The sequence below is a fragment of the Brevibacterium sp. LS14 genome, assembly GCF_012027885.1.
GTDB classification, from domain to species: Bacteria; Actinomycetota; Actinomycetes; order Actinomycetales; family Brevibacteriaceae; genus Brevibacterium; species Brevibacterium casei.
In genome coordinates, this window is the sequence record NZ_SJXG01000007.1 from 33,479 (window position 1) to 58,715 (window position 25,237).

General features: G+C 69.9%; 22 protein-coding genes and 2 tRNA genes. 17 read left to right on the forward strand and 7 right to left on the reverse strand.

Features of this window, described 5'->3' with window-relative positions; all coding sequences use genetic code 11:
- Window positions 1-109: 109 nt before the first annotated feature.
- The 3 genes from EZE58_RS00160 to EZE58_RS00170 are packed head-to-tail and all read right to left on the reverse strand — an operon-like array spanning window position 110 to window position 4,719.
- Complete coding sequence (locus EZE58_RS00160) at window positions 110-1,042, reverse strand: 3-methyladenine DNA glycosylase (protein WP_236586830.1); 933 nt, start codon at window positions 1,040-1,042, stop codon at window positions 110-112.
- Entirely contained in the window at window positions 1,039-3,675 is a 2,637-nt protein-coding gene (gene hrpB, locus EZE58_RS00165) for an ATP-dependent helicase HrpB (RefSeq protein WP_009378204.1), read from the reverse strand. Before hrpB ends, EZE58_RS00160 begins: the two co-directional genes overlap by 4 nt.
- A 12-nt stretch (window positions 3,676-3,687) precedes the next feature.
- Window positions 3,688-4,719 carry an FAD-dependent monooxygenase gene (locus EZE58_RS00170; RefSeq protein WP_167559554.1) on the reverse strand — a complete coding sequence of 344 codons (1,032 nt, stop codon included), beginning with the start codon at window positions 4,717-4,719 and terminating at the stop codon, window positions 3,688-3,690.
- Between the two features lie 55 nt (window positions 4,720-4,774).
- On the opposite strand from EZE58_RS00170, the gene EZE58_RS00175 reads away from it, so the two are divergent.
- The 5 genes from EZE58_RS00175 (at window position 4,775) to EZE58_RS00195 (ending at window position 8,710) form a co-directional block, all read left to right on the forward strand.
- On the forward strand, window positions 4,775-5,581 hold the full coding sequence (locus EZE58_RS00175) for a fumarylacetoacetate hydrolase family protein (protein WP_095375949.1): 807 nt from the start codon (window positions 4,775-4,777) through the stop codon (window positions 5,579-5,581).
- Window positions 5,582-5,645: 64 nt separating this feature from the next.
- Window positions 5,646-7,112: a glutamate--tRNA ligase gene (gene gltX / locus EZE58_RS00180; RefSeq protein ID WP_095375948.1), complete on the forward strand. Its 1,467-nt coding sequence runs from the start codon at window positions 5,646-5,648 to the stop codon at window positions 7,110-7,112.
- Window positions 7,113-7,153: 41 nt separating this feature from the next.
- Window positions 7,154-8,392, forward strand: a complete 1,239-nt coding sequence (locus EZE58_RS00185; protein ID WP_009378208.1) for an alpha/beta fold hydrolase — start codon at window positions 7,154-7,156, stop codon at window positions 8,390-8,392.
- Window positions 8,393-8,528: 136 nt separating this feature from the next.
- Window positions 8,529-8,600 (forward strand) — tRNA-Gln (locus EZE58_RS00190).
- 37 nt (window positions 8,601-8,637) lie between these two features.
- A tRNA-Glu gene (locus tag EZE58_RS00195) sits at window positions 8,638-8,710 on the forward strand.
- 91 nt (window positions 8,711-8,801) lie between these two features.
- Here EZE58_RS00195 and EZE58_RS00200 read toward each other — a convergent pair.
- From EZE58_RS00200 to EZE58_RS00210, 3 genes are all read right to left on the reverse strand, one after another.
- Window positions 8,802-9,557 carry a DUF4282 domain-containing protein gene (locus EZE58_RS00200; RefSeq protein WP_095375947.1) on the reverse strand — a complete coding sequence of 252 codons (756 nt, stop codon included), beginning with the start codon at window positions 9,555-9,557 and terminating at the stop codon, window positions 8,802-8,804.
- Between the two features lie 195 nt (window positions 9,558-9,752).
- Window positions 9,753-10,679, reverse strand: a complete 927-nt coding sequence (locus EZE58_RS00205; protein ID WP_095375946.1) for an aldose 1-epimerase family protein — start codon at window positions 10,677-10,679, stop codon at window positions 9,753-9,755.
- Between the two features lie 17 nt (window positions 10,680-10,696).
- A complete protein-coding gene (locus EZE58_RS00210; protein ID WP_009378215.1) occupies window positions 10,697-11,413 on the reverse strand; it encodes an IclR family transcriptional regulator in 717 nt (238 codons plus the stop codon).
- A gap of 185 nt (window positions 11,414-11,598) precedes the next feature.
- Between EZE58_RS00210 and leuC the strand changes: the two genes are divergently transcribed.
- From leuC to EZE58_RS00245, 7 genes are all read left to right on the forward strand, one after another.
- Window positions 11,599-13,083 carry a 3-isopropylmalate dehydratase large subunit gene (gene leuC, locus EZE58_RS00215; protein ID WP_095375945.1) on the forward strand — a complete coding sequence of 495 codons (1,485 nt, stop codon included), beginning with the start codon at window positions 11,599-11,601 and terminating at the stop codon, window positions 13,081-13,083.
- 9 nt (window positions 13,084-13,092) lie between these two features.
- Window positions 13,093-13,692 (forward strand): 3-isopropylmalate dehydratase small subunit, encoded by a 600-nt coding sequence (gene leuD / locus EZE58_RS00220; RefSeq protein ID WP_095375944.1) that lies wholly within the window; start codon window positions 13,093-13,095, stop codon window positions 13,690-13,692.
- A 120-nt stretch (window positions 13,693-13,812) separates the two neighbouring features.
- Window positions 13,813-15,129 (forward strand): UDP-N-acetylglucosamine 1-carboxyvinyltransferase, encoded by a 1,317-nt coding sequence (murA, locus tag EZE58_RS00225; protein WP_009378226.1) that lies wholly within the window; start codon window positions 13,813-13,815, stop codon window positions 15,127-15,129.
- Entirely contained in the window at window positions 15,126-15,932 is an 807-nt protein-coding gene (locus tag EZE58_RS00230; RefSeq protein WP_009378228.1) for a lysophospholipid acyltransferase family protein, read from the forward strand. Before murA ends, EZE58_RS00230 begins: the two co-directional genes overlap by 4 nt.
- Entirely contained in the window at window positions 15,929-16,942 is a 1,014-nt protein-coding gene (locus EZE58_RS00235) for an NAD(P)H-dependent glycerol-3-phosphate dehydrogenase (protein WP_095375943.1), read from the forward strand. The genes EZE58_RS00230 and EZE58_RS00235 overlap by 4 nt, the downstream gene beginning before the upstream one ends.
- A 41-nt stretch (window positions 16,943-16,983) precedes the next feature.
- A complete protein-coding gene (locus tag EZE58_RS00240; RefSeq protein ID WP_009378233.1) occupies window positions 16,984-17,517 on the forward strand; it encodes a YbhB/YbcL family Raf kinase inhibitor-like protein in 534 nt (177 codons plus the stop codon).
- Between the two features lie 70 nt (window positions 17,518-17,587).
- Window positions 17,588-18,703 carry a D-alanine--D-alanine ligase family protein gene (locus EZE58_RS00245; RefSeq protein WP_063249052.1) on the forward strand — a complete coding sequence of 372 codons (1,116 nt, stop codon included), beginning with the start codon at window positions 17,588-17,590 and terminating at the stop codon, window positions 18,701-18,703.
- On the opposite strand, the gene EZE58_RS00250 is transcribed toward EZE58_RS00245, so the two are convergent.
- Window positions 18,704-19,231, reverse strand: a complete 528-nt coding sequence (locus EZE58_RS00250; RefSeq protein WP_081590999.1) for a DUF3515 domain-containing protein — start codon at window positions 19,229-19,231, stop codon at window positions 18,704-18,706. It lies immediately after the preceding gene.
- A gap of 32 nt (window positions 19,232-19,263) precedes the next feature.
- Here EZE58_RS00250 and thiL point away from each other — a divergent pair, with 32 nt between their 5' ends.
- Genes thiL through EZE58_RS00275 form a run of 5 tightly spaced genes read left to right on the forward strand, consistent with a single transcriptional unit; the run spans window position 19,264 to window position 25,212 of the window.
- Window positions 19,264-20,277, forward strand: a complete 1,014-nt coding sequence (gene thiL, locus EZE58_RS00255; protein ID WP_137825215.1) for a thiamine-phosphate kinase — start codon at window positions 19,264-19,266, stop codon at window positions 20,275-20,277.
- A 5-nt stretch (window positions 20,278-20,282) separates the two neighbouring features.
- Complete coding sequence (locus tag EZE58_RS00260) at window positions 20,283-21,941, forward strand: DAK2 domain-containing protein (protein ID WP_346773165.1); 1,659 nt, start codon at window positions 20,283-20,285, stop codon at window positions 21,939-21,941.
- Window positions 21,938-24,085, forward strand: a complete 2,148-nt coding sequence (locus EZE58_RS00265; RefSeq protein WP_167559558.1) for an ATP-dependent DNA helicase RecG — start codon at window positions 21,938-21,940, stop codon at window positions 24,083-24,085. Before EZE58_RS00260 ends, EZE58_RS00265 begins: the two co-directional genes overlap by 4 nt.
- 12 nt (window positions 24,086-24,097) lie before the next feature.
- Window positions 24,098-24,745 carry a 16S rRNA (guanine(966)-N(2))-methyltransferase RsmD gene (rsmD, locus tag EZE58_RS00270; RefSeq protein WP_095375938.1) on the forward strand — a complete coding sequence of 216 codons (648 nt, stop codon included), beginning with the start codon at window positions 24,098-24,100 and terminating at the stop codon, window positions 24,743-24,745.
- The gene (locus tag EZE58_RS00275) at window positions 24,742-25,212 is read left to right on the forward strand and encodes a hypothetical protein (RefSeq protein ID WP_095375937.1); all 471 of its coding nucleotides are present in this window, start codon (window positions 24,742-24,744) and stop codon (window positions 25,210-25,212) included. Before rsmD ends, EZE58_RS00275 begins: the two co-directional genes overlap by 4 nt.
- Window positions 25,213-25,237: the final 25 nt, after the last annotated feature.

Genomic DNA, 25,237 nt, shown 5'->3' on the forward strand with positions numbered 1-25,237 from the left:
GCCGCCGATGATAGCCGCGAGTCCCCGCGGCTGTGCGCGCCGTCCGGGAGGTGCGGTGCCGACCGGGGTGCGCGCCGTTCGGGAGGGGCGTGCGCCAGCCCCGTCGGCCTCAGCTGATGCCGGCAGCTGCAAGTGCGTCGAGGAGGCGTCGGCGCAGCGCCTGCGCACGGCGGCTGAAGGCCTGCTGGCGCTCCATGTACTCCGCCTTGCCGGCCGCGGTCTCGATCGCGACGACTCCGTAGCCCCAGCCGCGCAGATCGTAGGGGGAGGCCTCCATGTCGAGCGTGCGGATGTCGAGGGCGAGATCGAAGCAGTCGAGGACGAGCGGCGACGGGGCGATCGGCCCGATCTTCATCGCCCACTTGTAGAGGTCCATGCCCGCATGGAGGCAACCCGGCTGTTCGTTGCCGACCATGCCCTCACGTGTCGGCTGGAGCGTGTTGCGCGGCCTGGCGGCGGCGGTGAAGAAGCGGAACGCATCGTGGTGGGAGCACTGGATGCGGTGGCGTTCGACGACGGCGTCGGTCTCCGCGGAGCTCAGCCGCAGCGGCACCTGCTGATGGCGGCGTTCGTCCTCGCTCATCCGATAGACCATCGCCCATTCGTGGAGGCCGAAGCACCCGATGTTCGCTTCGCGATCGAGGGTGGCGGACAGAAGCGCGGCGATGAACCGAGCCCCCTCGCCTCGGTCGGCTCTCCAGGACTCGAGGTCCACCTCGGCGACGGTGCCGTCCGTGCGATACCACCGACGGTCGACGTACTCGCGGTCGCCTGAGGTCTCGAGCTCGAGGAGGACCCCGGCTCCGGGATTCCACTTCGCGAGCTGACCGGCCTTGAACGGGTAGTACGTGAAGAGGAAGTCCTCGACGGGGTGCTTCTCCCCGGCCATCCGGCGGGCGACGTGCGCATCGGTGCGGGTGGCGACCTGCGCTTCGTGCTCCTCGCGCAACGTCCGCCACGCGGGAGCCGACAACCGCGAACCGGGCCCGACGACAGCGTCAGCTGCGGGGGCCGGCGGTGCGGAGGAGAGAGCCTGAGTCACCGTTCCATTGTCCCAGACCGCTTCGTTCCGCGCATCGCGGGAGCGCTGATCGGATCCTCGGGCCACGGGTGCTTGGGATAGCGGCCGCGGTTCTCCGCCCGCACGTGCGGGTACGCGCCCTCCCAGAACGATGCGAGGTCGCTCGTCACCGCCAGCGGCCGGCGTGCGGGGGAGAGGAGGTGGAGGACGACGGGCACCCGACCGTCGGCGATCCGCGGGACCTCGGTCCACCCGAAGACCTCTTGGAGTTTGACGGCGAGGACCGGCCCATTCGGGGAGTCGTCGTCGCCGACGTCGTCCGGGTCGGGGTAGTCGAGGCGCACCCGCGATCCGCTCGGCACCTCGATCGTCTCCGGGGCGAGTTCGTCGAGACGGGCCGCCTCCGGCCACGGGAGCAGTGTGCGCAGCGCACCGACGAGGTCGACGGCACCCGGGTCGGCGCCGCGCGCCATGCGGTCGAGCGCCGCCGGACACCAGTCGGGCAGAGTGTGCGCGAGATGCGACCACCGCACGTCCGGCCACGGCTGTCCGATGACGTGACGGAGCAGCCCGAGCCGTGCGCGCAGCTGGTCGAAGGCGGGACTCGGCCGCAGCACCTCCCGCGCACCCCTGTCCTCGATCGAGCGGGCGATCGCCTCCCGCGCGAGCTCCGGGCTCGCCGTGATCGGCGTCGACGTCAGTGCGATCCCGCCGAGGCGGGTCTGCCGGACCGCGCGCACCTTCCCGTCCGTGAACGTCGCCGACTCCTCCGTGACGAGCAGTCCCGCCCCGGCGAGTTCGGCCGTGTCCGCGTCGATGGGAACGGCCGAGCGGATCGTCGGCCGCCCGCCTGCCAGACCCACCTCGGCGATCGCCAGCCACGGGCTGCCCATGAGTGGAGAGTTTCTCGGCAGCGAGGCGGCGGTGCCCGAGGCGAGCAGATACTCGGCATCGGCACCGTTGCGCGCTCGGGCGATCTGGTGGGGGAAGGCGAGGGCGACGACGAGCCCGAGGTCCTCCGGTCGCAGGCGCTCACCCGCCGTGCCGCCGCCGCTGTACTCGCCGACGATGCGTGTGAACCGGTCGACGTCCTGGGTGAAGCGCCGGTCGCGGGAGGCACGGAGGTCGCGCAGCACCGCGGTGAGGTCGGCGCCGGAGGAGCGGCGGTCGGATTCGACGGCGGCGACCGCCTCGGCGGCGGCCCGGGCCCCGAGCATCGCCGCCCCGTCGAGGAGTCCGCGTGCCGCCCACACGGACGCCGGCACCCGGGCGATCGCCCGCCCGAGGTCGGTGACGTGCAGGTCGGCGCGCCGCGCCTCCGGGGGCGTCCTATCACCGGTGTCGACCTCGACGGCACCGAGGCCGACGAGGTTGTCCACGGCCAGGGCCCAGGCGTGATGCGGCATCGGGTCGGGCAGCAGCTCGGTGTCACCGCCCCAGGAGGCGAGGTCGAGGACCGCCGAGGTGAGGTCGGCGGTCGCGATCTCCGGCGGGGTGTGCTCGGGCAGGGAGGCCCAGTCGGACTCGGACAGGCACCGGTAGACGACGCCGGGGCCGAGGCGGGCGGCGCGACCCGAGCGCTGGACACCGGAAGCCTTCGATTCCCGGGTCGTCACGAGCCCCGACATCCGCCGCTTGGTATCGAGGCGGGGACCACGGGCGAGCCCCGAATCAACGACGATGCTCACGCCGGGCACCGTGAGCGCAGATTCCGCCACCGAGGTGGTGACGATGACCCGGCGCTCACTGTCGTCGGGGTTCCGGGGCCGGAGGATCGCGTCCTGGTCGGCGGCCGGGGTGCGGCCGGTGAGCGTGTGGACGCTTACGGCAGGCATCCCGGAACCGAGGGACGCCGCGGATCCGGACAGCTGCCCGCGGATCCGGTCGGCCACCTCGTCGACCTCGCGAGCTCCAGGGGCGAAGACGAGGACGTCGCCGCCTGCTGACTCCTCGAGGGCACGGACAGTCGTGCGGGCGAGGTGGTCGAGGAAGGCCCGGCTTACCCCACGGGCGTCGAGGGGGCGTTCGGGAGCCGGTGCCCACCGGACGTCGAGCGGATGCGTCTGCGCCGCGACGGAGAGGACCGGTGCCGGGTCGGTCGGGACACCCACACGCCTCGCCCAATCGCGGGCGTCGAGGGTCGCGGACATGACGACGAGGCTGAGGTCGTCACGGAGCTCGACGAGTTCCCTGCCCATGGCGAAGACGAGGTCGGTGTCGAGGTGGCGTTCGTGGACCTCGTCGAGGATGATCGCGGCGACGCCTGGCAGCTCCGGATCGCCGAGCATCCGCCGCAGCAGCACTCCCGTGGTGACGAACTCGATCCGCGTGCGTGCCGAGACCAAGGACTCCCCGCGCACCGTGAAGCCGATGTCCTCGCCGAGGCGGGTCCCCGTCAGGTGCGCGAGCCGCCTCGCCGCAGCGCGGGCCGCCATCCGTCGCGGCTGGGTGACGACGATGCGGCCGGAGTCGGGTCCGGCGGTGGTGCGCAGATGCTCGGCGATGAGCGGGGGCACGAGGGTCGTCTTGCCGGTGCCGGGCGGGGCTTCGACGACGAGGCGCGGGAAGGGGTCGGCCACCTCGGCGGGAAGACGCTCGATGAGCTCAGCCGCCGGGAGGTCGGCACCGATCGTCGTCAGGTCGAAGGAGTCCATGCCCCCAGTCTCTCAGGGTGCGGTGCCCAGTCGCGCGAGGGCTGAGAGGACACGGTCACGGACGCGCCCGACCGGTCCACCGGCCAACGCCACTCCCGAGGCGACGCTCGCGCCCGAGCGGATGACCTGCGGAGTCACCACGCGGCGGCGAGAGTAGCGTGCGAGCGCCGACGCCGGTTCGTCGGCGTTGAGGAGTTCGGCGAGGGCGACGGCATCGCAGATCGACTCGCACGCCCCACGGCCGAGGTTCGGCTGCATTGCGTGGGCGGAGTCGCCGATGAGCACGGTCCGGCCGCGGACGAAGGACCGCAGGGGACGAGACACGTGGATGCCGCTGATCACGGTCTGCCCGGTCCTTGCGGCCTCGACGACCGCGGTGACCGGGGAGGGGAAGACCCGAGCCGCCCGGCGGAGGTGGGCGAGCCCGGCGGACGTGCTCGCGAAGCGGTGTTCGGGGAAGGCGGTGAACCAGTTCGTCCGATTCCCGGGCAGCGGGGTGATGCCGAAGAGCATGCGATCACCCCAGTATTCGGTGACGGTGCCACCGGAGAGGTCTGCGTCGATGACGCCGCGGATGACCGTGAGCCGAGGACGCCGAGGCCCGGACCGCTCGCCCCAGACAGCCGACCGAACCCTGCTGCGGGCACCGTCGGCGCCGACGAGGACATCGGCCGCAAGCGTCGTCGGGTCGGCCACCTCCCCGGTGAGCAGGGGTGTCGAGGTCGGTCTGGCGGCGGTGAGGAGGGAGTGGAGCTGTGCGCGGCCGATCATCAGCGCTCCGAGGCGGGGCGGCCGGGCGAGGAGGCGGCCGTCGGCGCTGCGGATCGTCGCCTCGTCGACGCGGACGCCCGACTTTTCGACCGCAGTGCTCAGGCCTGCCCGGCGCAGGGCGGTCATGGCGGAGGGAAAGAGGGCGAACGCCGTGTCCAGGGCTCTCGCCTGCGGATCGCGTTCGTGGACGGTCACCGTCCACTCGGGCCGGTCGAGCGCGGCGGCCAGGGTCGCCCCGGCGATTCCGCTGCCGATGATCCGCACGCTCGTCATGCCGACACGATACCGCGACCCGAGCGAAGCGAACTCGGCGTCTAGACTGGGCATCATGCGTATTGCGAGATTTGTGCACAAGGACGAACCCGCCTACGGAGTCGTCGAAGGCGAGGTTCCGCCGATCGAGAACGGGCAGTGGGACACCTCGGGTCTCAGCCTCGCCGTCCTCGACTCCGACCCGTTCTTCGCTCCCGCGCAGTCGACGGGGGAGCGGCTGAAGTTCGACGACGTCCGCCTCCTCTCGCCGATCCTGCCCCGGTCCAAGGTCATCGGCGTCGGCCGGAACTTCGCCGACCACGCCGCCGAACTCGGCAACGAGGTGCCGGTCACCCCGGTGACGTTCTTCAAGCCGAACACCTCGGTCATCGGCCCCGGCGACCCCATCCGGCTGCCCGCGATCAGCGAACACGTCTCCTATGAGGCCGAGCTCGCCGTCATCATCGGACGCGTGTCGAAGGGCGTGAAGGCGGAGAACGCACTCGACCACGTCCTCGGATACACCTCGGCGAACGATGTCACCCTGCGTGACCTGCAGAAGTCGGACACGCAGTGGACCCGGGCCAAGGGCTTCGACACCTCGTGCCCGCTGGGCCCGTGGATCGAGACCGACCTCGACGTCGACGACCTGAGCATCCGTTCGTGGGTGGACGGAGATCTCAAGCAGGACGGGACGACCGCGGACTTCATCTTCGACATCCCGACGATCATCGAGCACCTCTCCGAGACGATCACGCTGCTGCCCGGCGACGTCATCCTCACCGGCACGCCCGCGGGGGTCGGTCGGATCGTCGCCGGCGACCGCGTCGACATCGCCATCGACGGTCTCGGAGTGCTCTCCAACCCCGTCATGGACGCCTGAGTCGAACCTGCTCGCCCCTGCACGAAACCTACACAAACCACCACTCCTTGGAGCCGATCACCACATGACCGTCAAAGTCCGCTTCTGTCCCTCGCCCACCGGCACGCCGCACGTCGGCATGGTCCGCACTGCCCTGTTCAACTGGGCCTACGCCAAGCACACCGGCGGCACCTTCGTCTTCCGCATCGAGGACACCGACGCCGCCCGCGACTCCGAGGAAAGCTTCTCCCAGGTCGTCGAGGCGATGAAGTGGCTCGGGCTCGACTGGGACGAGGGCATCGAGGTCGGCGGACCCGACGGCCCCTACCGGCAGTCAGAGCGCGGTGACATCTACGCAGGCGTCATCGAGAAGCTCAAGGACGCCGGACACATCTACGAGTCCTATTCGACGAACGAAGAGGTCGAAGCCCGCCACACCGCCGCCGGCCGCGACCCCAAGCTCGGCTACGACGGCTTCGACCGCGACCTCACCGACGAGCAGATCGCCGCGTTCCGGGCCGAGGGCCGTGAGCCCGTGTGGCGCGTGCGCATGCCCGATACCGACATCACCTTCACCGACCTCGTCCGCGGCGAGATCACCTTCAAGGCCGGCACGATCCCCGACTTCGTCGTCGTCCGCGCGAACGGCCAGCCCCTCTACACGCTCGTCAACCCCGTCGACGATGCGCTCATGGGCATCACCCATGTGCTCCGCGGCGAGGACCTCCTCTCCTCGACCCCGCGCCAGATCGTCCTCTACGAAGCCCTCAAGGACATCGGCATCGCCGAGGCGACTCCCGAGTTCGGCCACCTGCCCTACGTCATGGGCCAGGGGAACAAGAAGCTGTCCAAGCGCGACCCTGAGTCGAACCTCTTCCTCCACCGCGAGCACGGCTTCATCCCCGAAGGCCTCATCAACTACCTCGGGCTGCTCGGCTGGTCGATCGGGCCCGACCGCGACGTGTTCACCGTCGACGAGTTCACCCAGGCCTTCGACATCCACGACGTCCTGCCCAACCCGGCGCGCTTCGACATCAAGAAGGCGACGGCGATCAACGCCGACCACATCCGAATGCTCGCCCCGGACGACTTCCGTGACCGCCTCATCCCCTACCTCCAGGCCGCCGAGGTGCTCCCGGCCGAACCGACGGATGCTCAGCTGGCGATCCTCGACCAGGCGGCACCGCTCGTCCAGACCCGGATGAACCTCCTCGGCGAGGCGCCCGACCTCCTCGCCTTCCTCTTCACCCCCGATGCCGAGCTGACGATGTCCGAGGACGGGCTCAAGACCCTCAAGGACTCCGCCCCCGAGGTGCTCGCCGCCTCGATCGAGGTCCTCGAGGGACTCGAGGACTGGAGGACGGAGAGGCTCCAGGCCGTGCTCGAGGAGAAGCTCGTCAACGAGATGGAGATCAAGCCGCGCCTGGCCTACGGCCCGCTGCGCGTCGCCGTCTCCGGGCGCCGCGTCTCCCCGCCGCTGTTCGAGTCACTCGAGATCCTCGGCAAGGAGTCCTCGCTCACCCGTCTGCGCGCGCTGGCGGCGCAGCTGTGAACGTCCACCCATGGCAGCGCGGGGGCCTTCATCTCCGTGACGTGACCGTCGAGGTCCCGCTCGACCATTTCGGTCGGCTCGACGCGGACTCGGCGGCCTCTGCGAGGATCGAGGTCTTCGCCCGGATCGTCGCCGATGAGGCCGAGAGCTCCAAGCCCTACCTCGTCTTCCTCCAGGGCGGACCCGGATTCGAGGCGCCTCGCCCGACGACTCCGGTGGGACAGGGCTCGTGGCTGGCCCGGGCGCTCGAGGACTTCCAGGTGGTCATGCTCGACCAGCGGGGGACCGGAAAGTCGAGTCCGATCGGCTCGGTCGAGGGCCGGATCACCGGTCTCGACATCGCCGGCGACGATCCCGAGGCCATCGCCGAGGTGCTCGCGTGCTACCGGGCGGACTCGATCGTCGAGGACGCCGAGGCGCTGCGCCGTGAACTCGGCGTCGACCGCTGGTCGGTGCTCGGGCAGTCCTTCGGCGGTTTCACCGCTCTGCGCTACGTCTCCGCGCACTCGGAGTCGCTCACCGAGGCCTACTTCACCGGCGGGCTGCCCGCGATCGGGGTCGATCCCGTCGACGTCTATCGGGCGACGTGGGCGCAGATGATGCGCAAGTCCGAGCAGCACTACCGGAACTTCCCCGGCGATCGCGACCGGATGGCCGCGCTCATGGACCTCGCCGGAGCCGACGGCGGCATCGCACTGCCGGGCGGGGCACGGGCGACGACCGAGCGGGTGCGCCTCCTCGGGCACCACCTCGGCGCCTCCGACGGACCTGAGGCCCTCCACTACCTCCTCGACCTCGATCCGGGCTCCTCCGGCCTGCGCCATGATCTCGCGGGTGCCCTGCCGTTCTCGGGACGCAACCCGCTGTACGCGGTCGTCCACGAATCGTGCTGGGCCGACGGGACCGTGACGAACTGGGCGGCGAGGCGGGCGATGCCTGCGGAGGTCCGTGACGATCCCACCCTGCTCGCCGGTGAGCATGCCGGCCCTGAGTCCTTCGCCGAGGATCCCGAGCTCGCACCGTTCGCCGAGGTGGCCGAGGTCGTCGCCGCCTATGAGTGGCCGAAGCTCTACGACGTCGATGCGCTGCGGGCCTCGACCGTGCGCGGGGCCGCTGCCGTGTACTTCGAGGACGCCTACGTCCCTGCCGAGTACTCTCTGGCCACGGCCGAGCTCATGGACGGCGTGCGCCCGTGGGTGACGAACGAGTACGAGCACAACGGCCTGCGCGCCGACGGCTACCGGGTCCTCGACCGACTCATCACGCTCGCGAGGGCGTGAGGGAGGCGGTCCTCCCTCTCCGCCTCGGCGGTGTTAAGAAGGTCACACGGTTTGGATTTGGCGGCGGGGGAGGGGCCTGTGTAGAGTTATATCTCGTTGCTGAGGGGAATTCCTCCAGGGAAGTCCCGCATAGCAGTGGGGTATGGTGTAATTGGCAGCACGAGTGATTCTGGTTCACTTAGTCTAGGTTCAAGTCCTGGTACCCCAGCGGACAGCTTCAGAGCGATCTGAGGATCTGTTCATCGGCCCCCGTCGTCTAGTGGCCTAGGACGCCGCCCTCTCAAGGCGGTAACGGCAGTTCGAATCTGCTCGGGGGTACGGTTGAGCCCCGCACCGATCCATCGGTGCGGGGCTCACTCTATTTCTGCCCGCGGGGGCGTCGCTGAGCGGCGCCCCCGCGTCTGTGCCCTCACCGACCGGATGAGTCGGCGATGCGCTTCGTGTGCTCGGCGGTCTTGACGCTGGCGACGATGAGTTCGAGGACGAGACGGACGAAGATCACCCATAGGGCCGGCCCGATCCAGCCGAAGACGATCGTGAGGACGAGCGGCCACGCATTGAACGAGGGCTCAGGGTTGAACATCGTCGGGGTGTTCGCCGCGGCTCCGATCGCGATCGCCGAGAGGATCGCTCCCAACCACCACAGTCCTGCGACGATGATGGCGAGCAGGTAGATGATCCCGGCCCAGCGCACGGCGACGAAGTTCTCGAATCGGAAGTCGAAGAGCGACTTGAGGAATCCCGGCTCCGAGGGCTGACCGGGCTGACCGTAGCCGGTCTCGTGACCGTAGGGCGCGGCCTGACCGTAGTGCTGATGCTGACCGTGCGTCCCCGCCTGACCGTAGGGGCCGGGTGCTCCGTATCCGCCCGACTGGCCGTAGCTGGCCGACTGGCCGTAGCCGCTGGATTGTGCGTAGCCGTCGTAGGGGCTGCCGTCGTACGGGCTGCCGGCCTGCGGCTGACTGCCGTACTGCTGCGCCGGCTGACTGCCGGTCGGCAGTCCCGATTCGTTCGATGAGGCGGCCGCCGGATCGTGGCTGCGGTCAGGCCCGACCTGCGACGACGGCGAATCGCCCGGCTGCTGCCGCGAATCGCCCTGCGGCCGGGAGGACGGGGTGTCGGGGCGGTTGGGGTCCTGGTTCGGGTCCTGCGGGGATGTCGTCATAGTCGACCTCTCTCTCGGCGATGCTGATTGCCCGATGGACGATGTGACGCCGCCCACCTGCGTCTTCGCAATCTATCAGGGCATCCTCACGGGCCGCTGGCTGTCCGTCACAGCGCGCTGATCATCGACGCGAACACACAGGTTCCATTCAAGCGGAGCAGGTCGAAAGGGAGCTGACCGGGAGAGGCGCCGGGATCAGATCAGCCGGATGCCCCACTCGATCGCGAGTGTTCCGCCGGGCTCGACGACATCGACGTCTTCTCCGGTCGCGAAGGCATTCGGTGGACAGGTCATCGGCTCGATCGCGAGTGCGCGGCGGGCGATACCGCCGTCGAGCTCATCGCCCGTGTAGACCTGCCAGTTGCGGAATCCCGAGTCGACGTCGATGACCGTCTCCCGACCGTCGGCACCCCTGAGCCGCGCCCGCGACCGGCCGTCCTCGTCGCTGCGCGGCTGACCGAACGCATCGTCGAGTTGCGTCCCGTCCACGCTGCGCAGGGCACGGAAGTCCTTGCACGTGAGGCAATCGGACATCTCCGCATCGTGGTCGAGAGGGACCTCCGAACCGTCGTCGAACGGGCGCGACTCCACGGGGATGAGGCGCTCATCGGGGACGAGCCAGGTTCCGGCGGGAATGACCAGCTGCGCGGCGTCGACGTACTCGGCCCCCGGATGAAACCACGGGTGGAAGCCGAAGCCGAACGGAGCCGCTTCGGTGCCGATGTTCTCAGCACGCGCGTGGACCCGCAGTCCCTCCTCGCCGAGGTCGTAGCGGACGGTGAGAAGGAATCGGAACGGGTACCCGGGTGAAGGGGAGAGCTGCGTCGTGAGCGTCACCGAAGTCTCCGTCGCCTCGACGACGTCCCATTCGACGTCGATGACCAGCCCGTGCAGAGCGGTGTTCCGTGCCGGCTCGGTGATCGGAAGCTGGTGGACCGTGCCGTCGAACTCGTAGCGTCCGTCGGCGATGCGGTTGGGCCACGGCGCGAGCACCGCGCCGTCGGAGGTGCCCGTCTCGACGACGACGGGTCGTCCCGCAACCGTATAGTCGCGCAGGCTCGCGCCGACCGGGGAGACGACAGCAGTGCTTGTCCCATAGGCGAGGTCGATGAGGTCGGTCATGCGGCTCCCGAGTATCGTCAGCCTCGGACGAGGGCCTCGGTGAGCGCCCGGGCGGCGTCGACGACGGCCTTCGCGTGGAGCCGGCCCGGCTGGCGGGTGAGGCGGTCGACGGGTCCGGAGATCGAGACCGCGGCGACGACCCGGTTGCTCGGACCCCGCACGGGGGCGGAGACGGAGGCGACGCCGCGCTCGCGCTCGGCGATCGACTGCGCCCAGCCTCGGCGGCGGACACCGGAGAGCATGGTCGCGGAGAACCGGGCGCCGCGCAGGCCGGTGTGGAGGCGGTCGGGCTCCTCCCATGCGAGCAGCACCTGGGCCGCGGAACCGGCGCGCATGCTCAGGGTCGCCCCGATCGGCACGGAGTCGCGCAGGCCCACCGGGCGTTCGGCAGCGGCCACGCACAGGCGCAGATCGCCCTGGCGGCGGAAGAGCTGGGCCGATTCGCCGGTCTGGTCGCGCAGCTGCCCGAGCACCGGTCCGGCGGCGGCGAGGAGGCGATCCTCGCCGGCGGCAGACGAGAGCTCGGCCAGCCGCGGACCGAGGACGAAGCGTCCCTGGAGGTCACGGCCGACGATGCGGTGGAACTCGAGGGCGACGGCGAGACGGTGAGCGGTCGGTCGAGCGAGTCCTGTGAGCGAGACGAGCTCGGCCAGAGACGCAGGTCCGGCCTCGAGGGCGGAGAGAACCATTGCGGCCTTGTCGATGACGCCGACGCCGCTACCATTGCTTGTCATAGACACCATTGTGCGCGTCTCATTGAGCGAGATGCAAGTTCGGAATGCGATACGGGCGAGTAGATTCCTGTCCACACCCATCGGTGAGCATCCGGCGAGCCGATCGGATGCCCCAGGCGACCGCACTCGGACGCCGAGAAGAAGCACAACGCGTACGGAGGATCTCCGTACCGGCGGGAGGAACCATGCCACGCACATTGGCCGAGAAGGTCTGGGCCGATCACGTCGTCTCCGAGGGGGAGGACGGAGCGCCGGATCTCATCTACATCGACCTCCACCTCGTCCATGAGGTGACCAGCCCGCAGGCCTTCGACGGACTCCGACTCGCCGGGCGCCCCGTGCGCCGCCCCGACCTCACGATCGCCACCGAGGACCACAACACGCCCACGTGGGACATCGACAAGCCGATCGCCGAACCGACCTCGCGCACGCAGATCGAGACCCTGCGGAAGAACGCCGAGGAGTTCGGGATCCGGCTCCACAGCCTCGGCGACGCCGATCAGGGCATCGTCCACGTCGTCGGCCCCCAGCTCGGGCTCACCCAGCCGGGCACGACCGTCGTCTGCGGCGACTCGCACACCTCGACCCACGGAGCGTTCGGGGCGCTCGCCTTCGGCATCGGCACCTCCGAGGTCGAACACGTCCTCGCCACCCAGACGCTCAGCCTCAAGCCGTTCAAGACGATGTCGATCACCGTCGACGGGCAGCTGCCCGAGGGCTCGACGGCCAAGGACATCATCCTCGCGATCATCGCGAAGATCGGCACCGGCGGCGGACAGGGCTACGTGCTCGAGTACCGCGGCTCGGCGATCCGCTCCCTGTCGATGGAGGCGCGGATGACGATCTGCAACATGTCCATCGAGGCCGGCGCCCGCGCGGGCATGGTCGCCCCCGACGAGACGACCTTCGACTACGTCAAGGGCCGCCCCCACGCCCCAGAGGGCGAGGACTGGGACGCCGCCGTGGAGTACTGGAAGACCCTCTACACCGATGAGGGCGCGACCTTCGACGCCGAGGTGGTCCTCGAGGCCGCCGACATCGAACCCTTCGTCACGTGGGGGACGAACCCCGGCCAGGGCCTGCCTCTGTCGGCCGCGGTGCCCTCGCCTGACGACTTCGCCGATGAGAACGACAAGGTCGCCGCCGCGAACGCGCTCGCCTACATGGGCCTGACCCCGGGCACCCCGCTGCGCGAGATCGAAGTCGACACCGTCTTCCTCGGATCGTGCACGAACTCCCGGATCGAGGATCTCCGTGCCGCCGCCGAGGTGGTCCGGGGCCGGCGGAAGGCCGAGAACGTCCGCTTCATGGTCGTCCCCGGATCCGCGAAGGTCCGCCTCCAGGCCGAAGCCGAGGGCCTCGACGTGATCTTCAAGGACTTCGGTGCCGAATGGCGCTTCGCCGGCTGCTCGATGTGCCTGGGGATGAACCCCGACCAGCTCGCCGAGGGGGAGCGGTGCGCCTCGACGTCGAACCGCAACTTCGAGGGCCGGCAGGGCAAGGGCGGGCGCACGCACCTCGTCTCCCCGCTCGTGGCCGCGGCGACTGCGGTCCGCGGCACCCTGTCCTCGCCCGGGGACGTCGCCGACCTGCCCCGCGACGCCGAACCGGTCGACTGGACCCCGGAGCGCCCGACGATTCCGCTCACCCCCACCTCGGCGAACGCGTAAGGAGCAGCCATGGAAGCCTTCACCACCCACACCGGCATCGGCGTGCCCCTGCGCCGGTCGAACGTCGACACCGACCAGATCATCCCCGCGAAGTTCCTCAAGCGGGTCACCCGCACCGGCTTCGAAGACGCCCTCTTCTCCCGCTGGCGCACCGCCGAGGACTTCGTCCTCAACGACCCCGACTTCGCGTCCGGCTCCGTCCTCGTCGCGGGCCCCGACTTCGGCACCGGCTCCTCCCGCGAGCATGCCGTGTGGGCGCTCAAGGACTTTGGGTTCCGCGTCGTCCTCTCCTCCCGCTTCGGCGACATCTTCCGCGGCAACTCCGGCAAGGAGGGCCTGCTTGCCGCCCAGCTCGAGCAGGACGACATCGAACTCATCTGGAAGATCCTCGAGAACCATCCGGGCACGTCGATCACCGTCGACCTCGAGTCGAGGACCGTGACATGCGACTCGCTCACGGTGTCCTTCCAGATCGACGACTACACGCGTTGGCGTCTCCTCGAGGGCCACGACGACATCAGCCTGACCTTGGCGAAAGAGGACGAGATCGCGGCGTACGAGGCCGGACGGCCCGCTCACAAACCCCGCACCCTGCCTGCGCGGGTCTGATCCGCCGACTCCGGGTCGGGGCGTCGTCTGCGCTAGTCTTGGACGAGTCCGGAATCGACTCGGGACGGCCTCCCGAGGCGGTGCCGACGAGTGCGCTGTTCGACGATCAGAGGGAGGAACATGCTCGAAGTCCGCGGCGGAAATCCGCTCGGGGGAACCGTGCGGGTCAGGGGCGCGAAGAACCTGGTGCCCAAGGCGATGGTCGCCTCCCTGCTCGGAGAGACCCCGTCCGTCCTCCGCGGAGTCCCGCAGATCCGCGACGTCGAGATCGTCACCGGTCTCCTCGAACTCCACGGGGTGCGGGTGAGCCAGGCCCCCGACGGGGACCAGCCCGACGGCGAGCTGCACCTCGACCCCTCCGAGGTCGCCCAGGGCTCGATCGTCGACATCGACGCCCACGCGGGATCCTCCCGGATCCCCATCCTCTTCTGCGGACCCCTCCTCCACAGCCTCGGGCAGGCGTTCATCCCCGACCTCGGCGGATGCCACATCGGCGACCGTCCCATCAACTTCCACCTCGACGTGCTCCGGCAGTTCGGCGCCGAGGTGGACAAGACCGCCGGGGGCATCATGCTCTCGACGAAGCGCCGCCTCCAGGGCACGAAGGTCGAACTCCCGTACCCCTCGGTCGGAGCGACCGAACAGGTCCTGCTCACGGCCGTGCGCGCCGAGGGCATCACCGAGCTGCGGGGAGCGGCGATCGAACCGGAGATCATGGACCTCATCGCGCTGCTGCAGAAGATGGGCGCGATCATCACCGTCGACACCGACCGAGTCGTGCGCATCGAAGGGGTCGACTCCCTCCACGGGTACATCCACCGGGCACTGCCCGACCGCAACGAGACCGCCTCGTGGGCCTCTGCCGCACTCGCCACCGGCGGTGACATCGTCGTCGAGGGCGCCTCGCAGCCGGAGATGATCACGTTCCTCAACGTCTTCCGCAAGATCGGCGGCGAATTCGAGGTCGATGAGACCGGCATCCGCTTCCGCCACCCCGGCGGCCGGCTCTCCTCGTTCGCCCTCGAGACCGACGTCCACCCCGGCTTCATGACCGACTGGCAGCAGCCGCTCGTCGTCGCCATGACCCAGGCCGAGGGACTGTCGATCATCCACGAGACCGTCTATGAGAACCGTTTCGGCTTCACCCACGCCCTCGTCGAGATGGGGGCGAAGATCCAGCTCTACCGCGAATGCCTCGGCGGCACCCCGTGCCGGTTCGGGCGGCGGAACTACGCGCATTCGGCCGTCGTGTCCGGACCGACCGAGCTCAAGGGCACCCGCATCGACGTCCCCGACCTGCGCGGCGGCTTCAGCCATCTCATCGCCGCCCTCGCCGCCCAGGGCCGGAGCGAGGTCCACGGGATCGAGCTCATCAACCGCGGGTACGAGAACTTCCTCGACAAACTCCAGGGCCTCGGTGCGGAGGTCTCGGCATGAGCGGCACCGGCAGGGATGCCGGCACGGGCAGGGGCGCGAACGGCGGCAGGGGCGCGAGCAGGCAGCCCGGTGAGCACATCGTCTCGTTCGAACCCAAGGACGTCGCCTCGCAGCGCCGGGTCGCCTTCGGTGTCGCCTCGGCGGCCTACGGGCTCTTCCGCCTGACCTCGAAGATGCGCATCGAGAACGCCCAGGCGCTGCCGGTGGGTCAGGGCACGATCGTCGCCGCTTACCACGCCAACCACCTCGACCCGATCCTCGTCGGACTCGCCGTGTGGCGCAGCGGCCGGCTCCCGCACTTCCTCGCGAAGTCGACGCTCTTCTCCGGGCCCCTCGGCGTCATCCTCAAGGGACTCGGCCAGATCCCGGTGCTGCGCGCCTCGGCGCAGGCGGGGGACTCCCTCGAATACGCGAAGGAGGCCCTGCAGAAGGGCGAGACCGTCGTCATCTACCCCGAGGGGACGCTGACGAAGGACGAGCACTTCTGGCCCGAGCGCTTCAAGTCCGGCACGGCCCGGCTCGCCCTCGAGACGGGGGCGCCGATCGTCCCCGCCGCGCACTGGGGGCTCGAGACCGTCAAACCCCGCGGTCGGCTCATTCCCCGCCCGCGCCCGCTCACGCACACCAGCGTCGTCCGCTTCGGCGAACCGCTGGACTACACCGACCTCTGGGAGCACCGGGGGGAGAGGAGCTCGATGGCGACGCTGACGACGAGGCTGACGAACACCATCGCAGGCATGGTCGCCGATCTCTCCGGCCGTGAGCTGCCCGAGAGGTTCCGCACCGAGGAGGCCGGCTCATGAGCGCAGACAAGATCGCCGTGCTCGGCGCAGGATCGTGGGGGACGACGTATGCCGCCGTCATCGCCGACGCAGGCTTCCCGGTCACGCTCTGGGCACGCCGGGAGGAGACCGTCGAGGAGATCAACACGGCGCACACGAACTCCCGCTACCTCGGCGACCGTGAGCTGCCGGAGACGATCACCGCCACCACCGATGACATCGCCGCCGTCACCGACGCCGACGTCGTCATCCTCGCCGTGCCCGCGCAGACCCTGCGGGAGAACCTCAGCCGGTGGAAGGCGCACCTGCGTCCCGACGTCCGCCTGGTCAGCCTGATGAAGGGCATCGAGGTCGAGACGGGCAAGCGGATGTCGGAGGTCATCGCCGAGGTCGCCGAGGTCGATCCCGGACGGATCGCCGTCGTCTCCGGGCCCAACCTCGCCCGGGAGATCGCCGAACGCCAGCCGACTGCGACCGTCGTCGCCTCCTCCGATGCCGCCACCGCCGAGGTGGTCGCCGAGATCAGCGCGAACGCGTACTTCCGGCCGTACACGAACACCGACGTCGTCGGCGTCGAGATGGGCGGGGCCGTGAAGAACGTCATCGCTCTCGCCGTCGGCATCGCCGACGGGCAGCGCCTCGGCGACAACTCGAAGGCCTCGATCATCACCCGCGGCCTCGCCGAGACCTCCCGTCTCGCCGCGGCGATGGGAGCCCAGCCGCACACGCTCTCCGGTCTCGCCGGTCTCGGCGACCTCGTCGCCACATGCGCCTCCCCGCTCTCGCGCAATCGCACGTTCGGGCGCCACCTCGGCGAGGGGATGAGCCTCGAGGAGACGATCGCGCACACCGAGCAGACAGCCGAAGGGGTGAAGTCCTCACCCGCGGTCCTCGCACTCGGGAGGCGCTACGGCGTCGACCTGCCGATCACCGAGGCGGTGAGCGCGGTGCTCGCCGGTCACCTGCAGGTTGACGAACTCGCGGGATTGCTGTTGTCTCGGAAGCGTAAGCACGAAGGCCCGCCGGCGTGAGCCGGAATCGTCCCACGAGTCCCACGAGCCAAGGAGCAGACATGAGCGTCAACTCACCGTTCTACAACCTTCCCGAGCTGCCGACCTTTACCCTGACCAGCACCGACATCGAGAACGGGGCACCGCTTCCGGCGGCGCAGGCCTCCGGAGCGATGGGTGTGCCCGGCGGTGAGGACAAGTCCCCGCAGCTGTCGTGGTCGGGCTTCCCCGAGGAGACGAAGGCCTTCGCCGTCACCTGCTACGACCCCGACGCCCCGACCGGGTCCGGGTTCTGGCACTGGACGGTCACCGACCTCGACGCCTCGGTGACCGAACTGCCCACCGACGCCGGCAACCCCGAGGCCGACCTCCTGCCCGCCGGTGCCGTGACGCTGAAGAACGACGCGGGCGAGCCGCGCTTCGTCGGCGCCGCCCCTCCGGAGGGCCACGGCCCGCACCGGTACTACTTCATCGTCACCGCACTCTCCGAGCCGCTGGGCATCGACGAGAGCGCGAGCCCGGCCTACGCCGGCTTCAACATGTACTTCAAGGGCATCGGCCGGGCCTGGCTCGAATGCACCTATGAGGCCGGCTGAGCCTGCACGCCCCCGTCCCCGCACGTGAGAGCGTGCGGGGACACATGAGAGTCCCCGAGCAAGGAAACATATGTCAGACACCGATCACCGGCCCTTCGTCGCAGTCCTCTTCGGAGGACGGTCGAGCGAACACTCCGTCAGCTGCGTCACGGCCGCCGGGGTGATCAGCGCCATCGACGACGACGCGTACCGGGTCCTGCCGATCGGGATCACGAAGTCCGGTGTCTGGCGCATCGTCGAGGACTGGGCGAGCATGCGCTTCGACCCCGAGAACATGCCCGAGGTCACCGACGACGGCACCGAGATCATCCCGCGCGTCTCCGCCGAAGGCGCCCCGCTCATCCACCGTGACGCCGACGGCGTCTACTCCGAGCTCGAGACCGTCGACGTCTTCTTCCCCGTCCTCCACGGCCAGTACGGAGAGGACGGCACCCTCCAGGGACTCTTCGAGCTCAGCGACACCCCGTTCGTCGGCTCCGGCGTCTTCGCCTCGGCTGCGAGCATGGACAAGCACTTCACGAAGTCCCTGCTCGCCCATGCGGAGATCCCCACGTGCCCGTGGGAGCTGGTCACCGAGACGATGTGGGAGGCCGACCGCGCCGAGGCGGAGGCCCGGGTGGCAGCCCTCGGCTTCCCCGTCTTCGTCAAGCCGGCCCGAGCCGGATCGTCGATGGGCGTGAGCCGGGTGGCCGACCCCGCCGGGCTCGAGGCCGCGCTGCTCGCTGCCTACGAGCACGACACGAAGGTCATCGTCGAACCCCAGGTCATCGGCCGGGAGATCGAATGCGCCGTGCTCGGATCCCTCGACGACGCCGAACTGCGGACCTCGTACCCCGGGGAGATCGAGGTCTCCGGCGATCACGACTTCTACGACTTCGAAGCGAAGTACCTCGACCTCGCCGATGCGAAGCTCACGTGCCCCGCGGACGTCGACGATGCGACGACGGCACGGATCCGCGAGCTCTCGGCGGCGGTGTTCCGGCTCTTCGACTGCACGGGGCTGGCCCGCGTCGACACGTTCGTCACGGACTCGGGTGAGGTGCTCATCAACGAGATCAACACGCTGCCCGGCTTCACCCCCACCTCGGCGTACCCGTTCATGTGGGCGAACTCCGGGATCGACTATCCGAGCCTCATCAGCGAACTCATCGGCATCGCGCTCACCGACCACGCCCGCCGGAGCTGACTAGCCCTCCGGGGGAGCGTCGACGTCCTCGGCACCGACGCATTCGCGTTCGGGCGGGAACGCCTGCAGCGCGGGCGAGATGCCGGCAAGGACGTCGGCGCCCGAGCCGAGCTTGCGGTTGACGAGGACCTCGACGGCCGGGGTGCGGCCGTAGCTCGTGAACACCCACGTGTCGTCCTCTTCGCCTCCCTTGGAGACCCAGTCGACCCCGCTCACGCTCACGCACTTGTCCGTGGTCGGACCCGGAGGGGTGACGCCGCAGCGGAGCACTGCGACGTTCGGGTCGCCCCACGCCTTCGTCCCCTGCGAGGAGGTGTCGCGCTCCTGCTCGCCGCCCACTTCGACGGGCAGGCGGAGCAAAATGTCCGCGCACTTCGGGTTCGCCGCATCCTCGGCGGGTTCGACGATGACCGTCTTCGCACAGCCGGACAGGACCGTCGTGAGCACGGGCACGCCGATGGTCACAGCGGCGACAGCACGCACGAGCGGCGAGGTGGCGCTTAGGCGTCGGCGGGAGTTCGCAGGCATGGTTCCAGCGTATCGCCCGATAGGGTGGTGACATGACCCGACTGTCCGATCTCGGCGAATCCGAAGTGCTCCGCCGTCTCCTGGCCCACCGCAGGTCAGGGGCCCATGAGGAGGTCGGCCCCGGCGACGACGCGGCCGTGACGAAGATCACCGGCCGGCTCGTCTCGACGGCCGACATGCTCGTCGAGAACGAGGACTTCACCCGCGACTGGCTCGACTGGTCCCGCCTCGGCACGAAGGCCGCCGCCCAGAACCTCGCCGACGTCTGCGCGATGGGCGCCCGGCCCCACGGCCTCCTCGCCTCCCTCGCTGTGCCCGATGACACGGACGTGACCGATCTCGAAGCGCTCTTCGCAGGGATCGTCGCCGAGGCCGAGCGCGCAGGTCGGGCACTCGGCGCCCAAGTGCCGATCATCGGCGGCGATCTCTCCTCGTCGGGTCTCATCGTCACCGCGATCACCGCCCTCGGCACGGTCGCCCCCGGGGAGGCCGTCACCCGGGCGGGCGCCCGCCCGGGTGACGAGATCTGGCTCGCCGGCACCCTCGGGCGCTCGGCGGCCGGACTCGACCTCCTCTTCGCCGGGGCCGGCAGCGACCCCGAGCTGCCGGACGACATCGCCGGGCTCATCGGGACCCAGCTCGCCCCGCAACCGGACTACGCGGCGATCGCCCACCGTCCGGCCGCCTCGGCGATGATCGACGTCTCCGACGGACTGAGCACGGACCTCGGACGCATCGCGGAGGCCTCCGGGGTCCGCGCGGACATCGACCGGGCCGCGCTCGAGGACCTCATCGCTGCGCTGCGCCCCGCCGCCCGCTACGTCCTCGACGCCCGCGGCGGGGAGACGACAGATGCGGGTATCGACGAGCTCGCCCTGCACTGGGTGCTCGACGGGGGAGAGGACCACGGCTTCGTCGCGTCGGCACCGGTGAGTCAGGGTGACCCGGTAGGCTGGCGGAGAATCGGAGAGATGCAGGACGGCAGCGGAGTCAGCCTCGACGGCGCCCCCGTGCCGACGAGCGGCTTCAGCCATTTCGGGAAGTGACGGACGTGGGACCCAATCCGGCCATCGGGCTCAACGGTCGCCTGGCCGCCAGATGGGCGCGGCGAGCGGTCGATCGTCTCCGCCGTGAGCGCGCGGAGATCGACGAGCTCAACGTCTTTCCCGTCCCCGACGGCGACACCGGCACGAACATGTACCACACGCTGCGCGCGGCCTACCTCGCCGTCGAGGAGCTCTCCGGTCCCGTGACGCTGCCCCAGGTCGTCGCCGCGATGGCCGCCGGGGCCGCGCGCGGGGCCCGCGGCAACTCGGGACTCATCCTCTCCGTCGCCCTCCAAGGGGTCGCTGACGCCCTCGAGGGAGTGACGGTCGCGACCCCGGAGGCGCTCGCCTCCGCCCTCGAACTCGCCTCCCACCGGGCCCGGCAGGCCGTCGCCCGCCCCGTCGACGGGACGATGCTCACCGTCCTCGACGCGATGGCGACCGAAGCCCGCGAACAGGCCGACGCCGGCGCCGCCCTCGTCGACCTCATCTCCGCGGTGCGCCAGCGCTCCCGTGAGGCGCTGCGGGAGACGACGGCGCAGCTCACTGTCCTCCGCGAGGCCGACGTCGTCGATGCCGGCTCAACCGGCATCGTCGAACTCTTCGACCTCCTCTACGCGACCGTCACCGGTCGCACCGGCCAGGCATCGATGCTCGGGGAGGTCGCGAAGACCCCGCGCATCGTCCACGAGGCCCGAGCCGAGGAGCTCGAGATCGTCGCCACCCTCGGCACCGTCCCAGGTGTCGGGCTCGCCGGGGCGCTCGATCGCCTCGGCGGAACCTCGATCGTCCTCAACGGGCCCAAGGTCCACGTCCACGTCGCCGACGAGACCGGCGCCGCGCGGGCCCTCGACCTTCTCACCGACTACGGCATCGCCCGCCTCGACATGGAGGACCTGCGCCTCCACGAGGAGGCGGGGGAGACGAAGCTCATCGCCCTCGTCGGCGGCACCGGGCTCCTCCTCCACTGCGCCCTCAACGGGGCGACGGTCCTCGACCCGGCAGTCCTCGCCGCAGCCGCCCCTGCCGCCGCGCCGGGTCGGGGCGTGCCGAGTACTGGTCGGGGTGAGTCGAATCCCATCGCCGAGGCGGTCGCCGAGGTCATCGCCTCAGAGGAGCGCGACGTCATCGTCGTCCCCGCCTCCTCGACGACGCTCACTGCCCTGACCGGCACGGACGGCGCCCACCTCATCCGTTCGCGCAATGTCGCGACCCTGCTCTCGGCGCTCGCCGTCTACGACCCGTTCGCCCCGACGGTCGAGATCGTCGCCGACATGACCGATGCGGCGGCCGGGACGCGCGTGGGCACGATCGTCTCCGCTGAACAGCTTGCGCTCAACCCGCCCACGGGAGCGCTGTCCGTCGTCGAGGAGGACACGGTGGAGTCCGACCGGACGGCCGCCTCGGCGTCGCAGTTCTACCGGGTCGTCATCGACGGGAAGGCGAAGTCGCAGAGCACGGAGCTGTCGGACCTCGTCGAGAAGCTCGCCGACCGCCTCCTCGGCGCCGGTGGGGAGCTGCTCACCGTCGTCCACGGACCCGGCTGCGACACCGAGGTGCTCGCGCACCTGCGCGGGTGGCTCACGAAGTCCCACGAGCACGTGCGCCTTCAGGAGATCGACTCGCGGGACCGGGCGACCCTGCTCATCATGGGAGTCGAATGAGCGCACGACTTGAGGACTACTTCTCCAAACGCGACCTCGGTGCCCTGCGCAAGCGCGGGATCACCTCGGTGGGCGAGCTCTTCCGGTTCTTCCCCCGGCGCTTCCTCGTCCCCGGCGAGAAGACGCCGCTCGGCGACCTGCCGCTCGGGGAGACGGCGATCATCCAGGCCGAGGTGGTCTCCGTGGAGACCCGCGGGATGCGGCAGCGCAAGGGCACGATCACCGACGTCATCGTCCACGACGGGCGGCAGTCGATGAAGATCGCGTTCTTCAACCAGAAATGGCTCGACGCGCAGCTGACCCCCGGACTCGTCGTCGTCTTCGCCGGCAAGGTCGAGCAGTTCCGGGGACAGCTGACGCTGAACTCCCCGGTGTGGCTCAACCGCGACGAGCACGACACGAAGTGGACGCCTGAGGACCTCAACTCGCCGTTCCCCGTCTACCCGCGGGTGCAGGGGATCGCGCAGACGAGGCTGTGGAAGGCGATCAAGGTCCTCCTCGACGTCGCCGACCCCGCCGAGTTCGCCGATCCGCTGCCGCGCGATGTGCGGGAGAAGTACGATCTGCCGGACCTGCGGCAGGCACTCAACGCGATGCACAGGCCGTCGACGACTGAGGAGACCGAGCGGGCGAGACTGCGGTGGAAGTGGGAGGAAGCGCTGGCCCTGCAGACCGAGATCGTCTCCCGGCGCACCGAGTACGAGAAGTTCGTCGCGACCCCGCTGCTCGAGGTCGGGGAGCGCAGCCGCCGCTTCGACGCCGACCTGCCGTTCGCGCTCACCTCCTCCCAGGTCCGGGTCGGCAAGGAGATCGCCGGGGACCTCGCGAAGACCACGGCGATGCACCGGCTCCTCCACGGCGACGTCGGCTCCGGCAAGACCGTCGTCGCGCTGCGGGCGATGCTCATGGCCGTCGACTCCGGGGCGCAGGCGGCGATGCTCGCCCCCACCGAGGTGCTCGCCTCCCAGCACTTCGCATCGATCCAGAAGCTCCTCGGCGACCAGATGGCCCTCTCCCCGCTGCTCTCCGGTGACGACCAGGTCCGGGTGGCCCTCCTCACCGGGTCGATGCCGGCCCGGGAGCGCAAACAGCTCGCCCTCGATCTCGCGACCGGGCAGATCGACATCGTCGTCGGCACGCACGCACTCCTCTCGGACTCGACGATGTTCGACAACCTCGGTCTCATCGTCGTCGACGAGCAGCACCGGTTCGGCGTCGAGCAGCGCGAGGCCCTGCGCGCCAAGGGCGGGATCACGGTGCCCCACACCCTCGTCATGTCCGCGACCCCGATCCCGCGGACGGTGGCGATGACGGTCTTCGCCGACCTCGACGTCTCGACGCTGGGGGAGATGCCCGCAGGGATCAAGCACATCTCGACCTTCGCCGTCTCGATCGAGGACCACAAGGACTGGCTGCCGCGGGCTCTCGCCCGTGTCCAGAAGGCCGCTGAGGCGGGACGGGGGACGTTCGCCGTCTTCCCCCGGATCGAACGCAGCGACATCGTCGATCCCGAGAGCGGCGACGTCATCGGTCAGCGGGAGAGCATCGAGGACTTCATCGAGAAGCTCCAGCGGTCCCCGCATCTCCAGGGGCTGCGCTTCGGCCTCCTCCACGGGCGGATGTCGACGGAGGAGAAGGACCGGGTGATGCACGCGTTCACCATCGGCGACATCGACATCCTCGTCTCGACGACGGTCATCGAGGTCGGCGTCGACGTGCCCCGGGCGACGATCATGCTCGTCGCCGAGGCGGAGCGCTTCGGCGTCGCCCAGCTCCACCAGCTGCGCGGACGGGTCGGCCGTGACGGCTCGGAGGCGATGTGCTTCCTCCTCACCGAGCGTCCCGAGGCCGATGAGAGCTTCGAGCGCCTGCAGGCGGTGGCGAGCACCCTCGACGGGTTCGCCCTCGCTGAGTACGATCTCGACAACCGGGGAGAGGGCGATGTGCTCGGCGCCTCGCAGTGGGGCGGATCCTCGCTCAAGCACCTCTCGGTGCTCCGGGACACGGAGATCCTCGAGGCGGCACGGGTCGAAGCCGAGCACATCGTCGACCGCGATCCGACCTTCGAACTGCTGCCGGCCCTGCAGGTGCTGCGGCAGCGGGTGCTGCCCGCGGACAACGCCCACTTCATCGAGGCGAGCTGAGAGGAGGAGCTGATGAGGATCATCGCAGGAGCGCACAAGGGGTCGAAGCTCGTCACACCGGGCGGCACCGGGACGAGACCCACCTCGGACCGGGTCAAGGAGTCGCTGTTCTCGATGCTCGAGGGCTACGGGGTGCTCCAAGCCGCCAATGTCCTCGACCTCTTCGCCGGATCCGGGGGACTCGGGTTCGAAGCGATGTCGCGCGGGGCCGCGCAGGTCGTCTTCGTCGACTCCTCGCTCGCCTCGGCCCGGGCGATCGAAGCGAACGCCGACAAGCTCGGCATCGGGCATTCGGCGTCGGTGACCAGCGGAGACGTCCTCCAGTTCCTCGGGAACCTCCCCGACCCGGACCATCCGGAGTCCCGGGTCTTCGACCTCGTCTTCATGGACCCGCCCTACCCGCTCGGCGAGGACGCGGTGACCCAGGTGCTCAGCCGCCTGCGCAGCCACCTCGACGAGGAGTCGATCGTCGTCGTCGAACGCTCCTCCCGGGCACCGGAGCCGACGATGCCGGACGGGCTCGAGGTCTTCCGCTCGAAGACCTTCGGCGAGACCGCCCTCCACTTCGTCCAGCTCGCCGTCGAGGACCCGGGCGACGAGGATGCGGGCGACGAGGATCCGGGCGTTGAGGACGCGGCCGACGGCGGGGCGGCTTCATGACGCGAGGCGGCAGCTGGCTGCGCTCGACGTGGCTCTACCTGCTGCTCGTGCCGGTGCTCTTCGTCGGGTCGCGCGTCCTCCTGTGGCTGCAGTATCAGATCGTCGACCATCGCAGCGGGGCAGAGGGTTGCGCCGAACCGCCGGCGGGCTTCGAGGTCACCGGCTTCACGACGTGGATGCAGCAGTTCCCCGCGGGAGTGACGTGCAGCCAGTCGCTGCAGACCTCATGGGAGATCGCCGGCGATGACGGGCCGTGGGAGTTCTCCGACCAGTACGTCGTCCACTGGGCGTGGCTCGCCGACGTCTTCACCGCGGGCGCGCTCGCGTGTGTGATCATCGCCGTCGTACTCATGGTGCAGAACCGGCGCCGGCGCTCGGTCCTCGCAGCCGAGCGCCGGCGTGCCCCCGTGGACGCGTGGATCCCGACTTCGCGCCATCGACGCGGTGATCCGACAAATACGCGGTGAGCAGACCGCGTTTTTGTCGGATCAC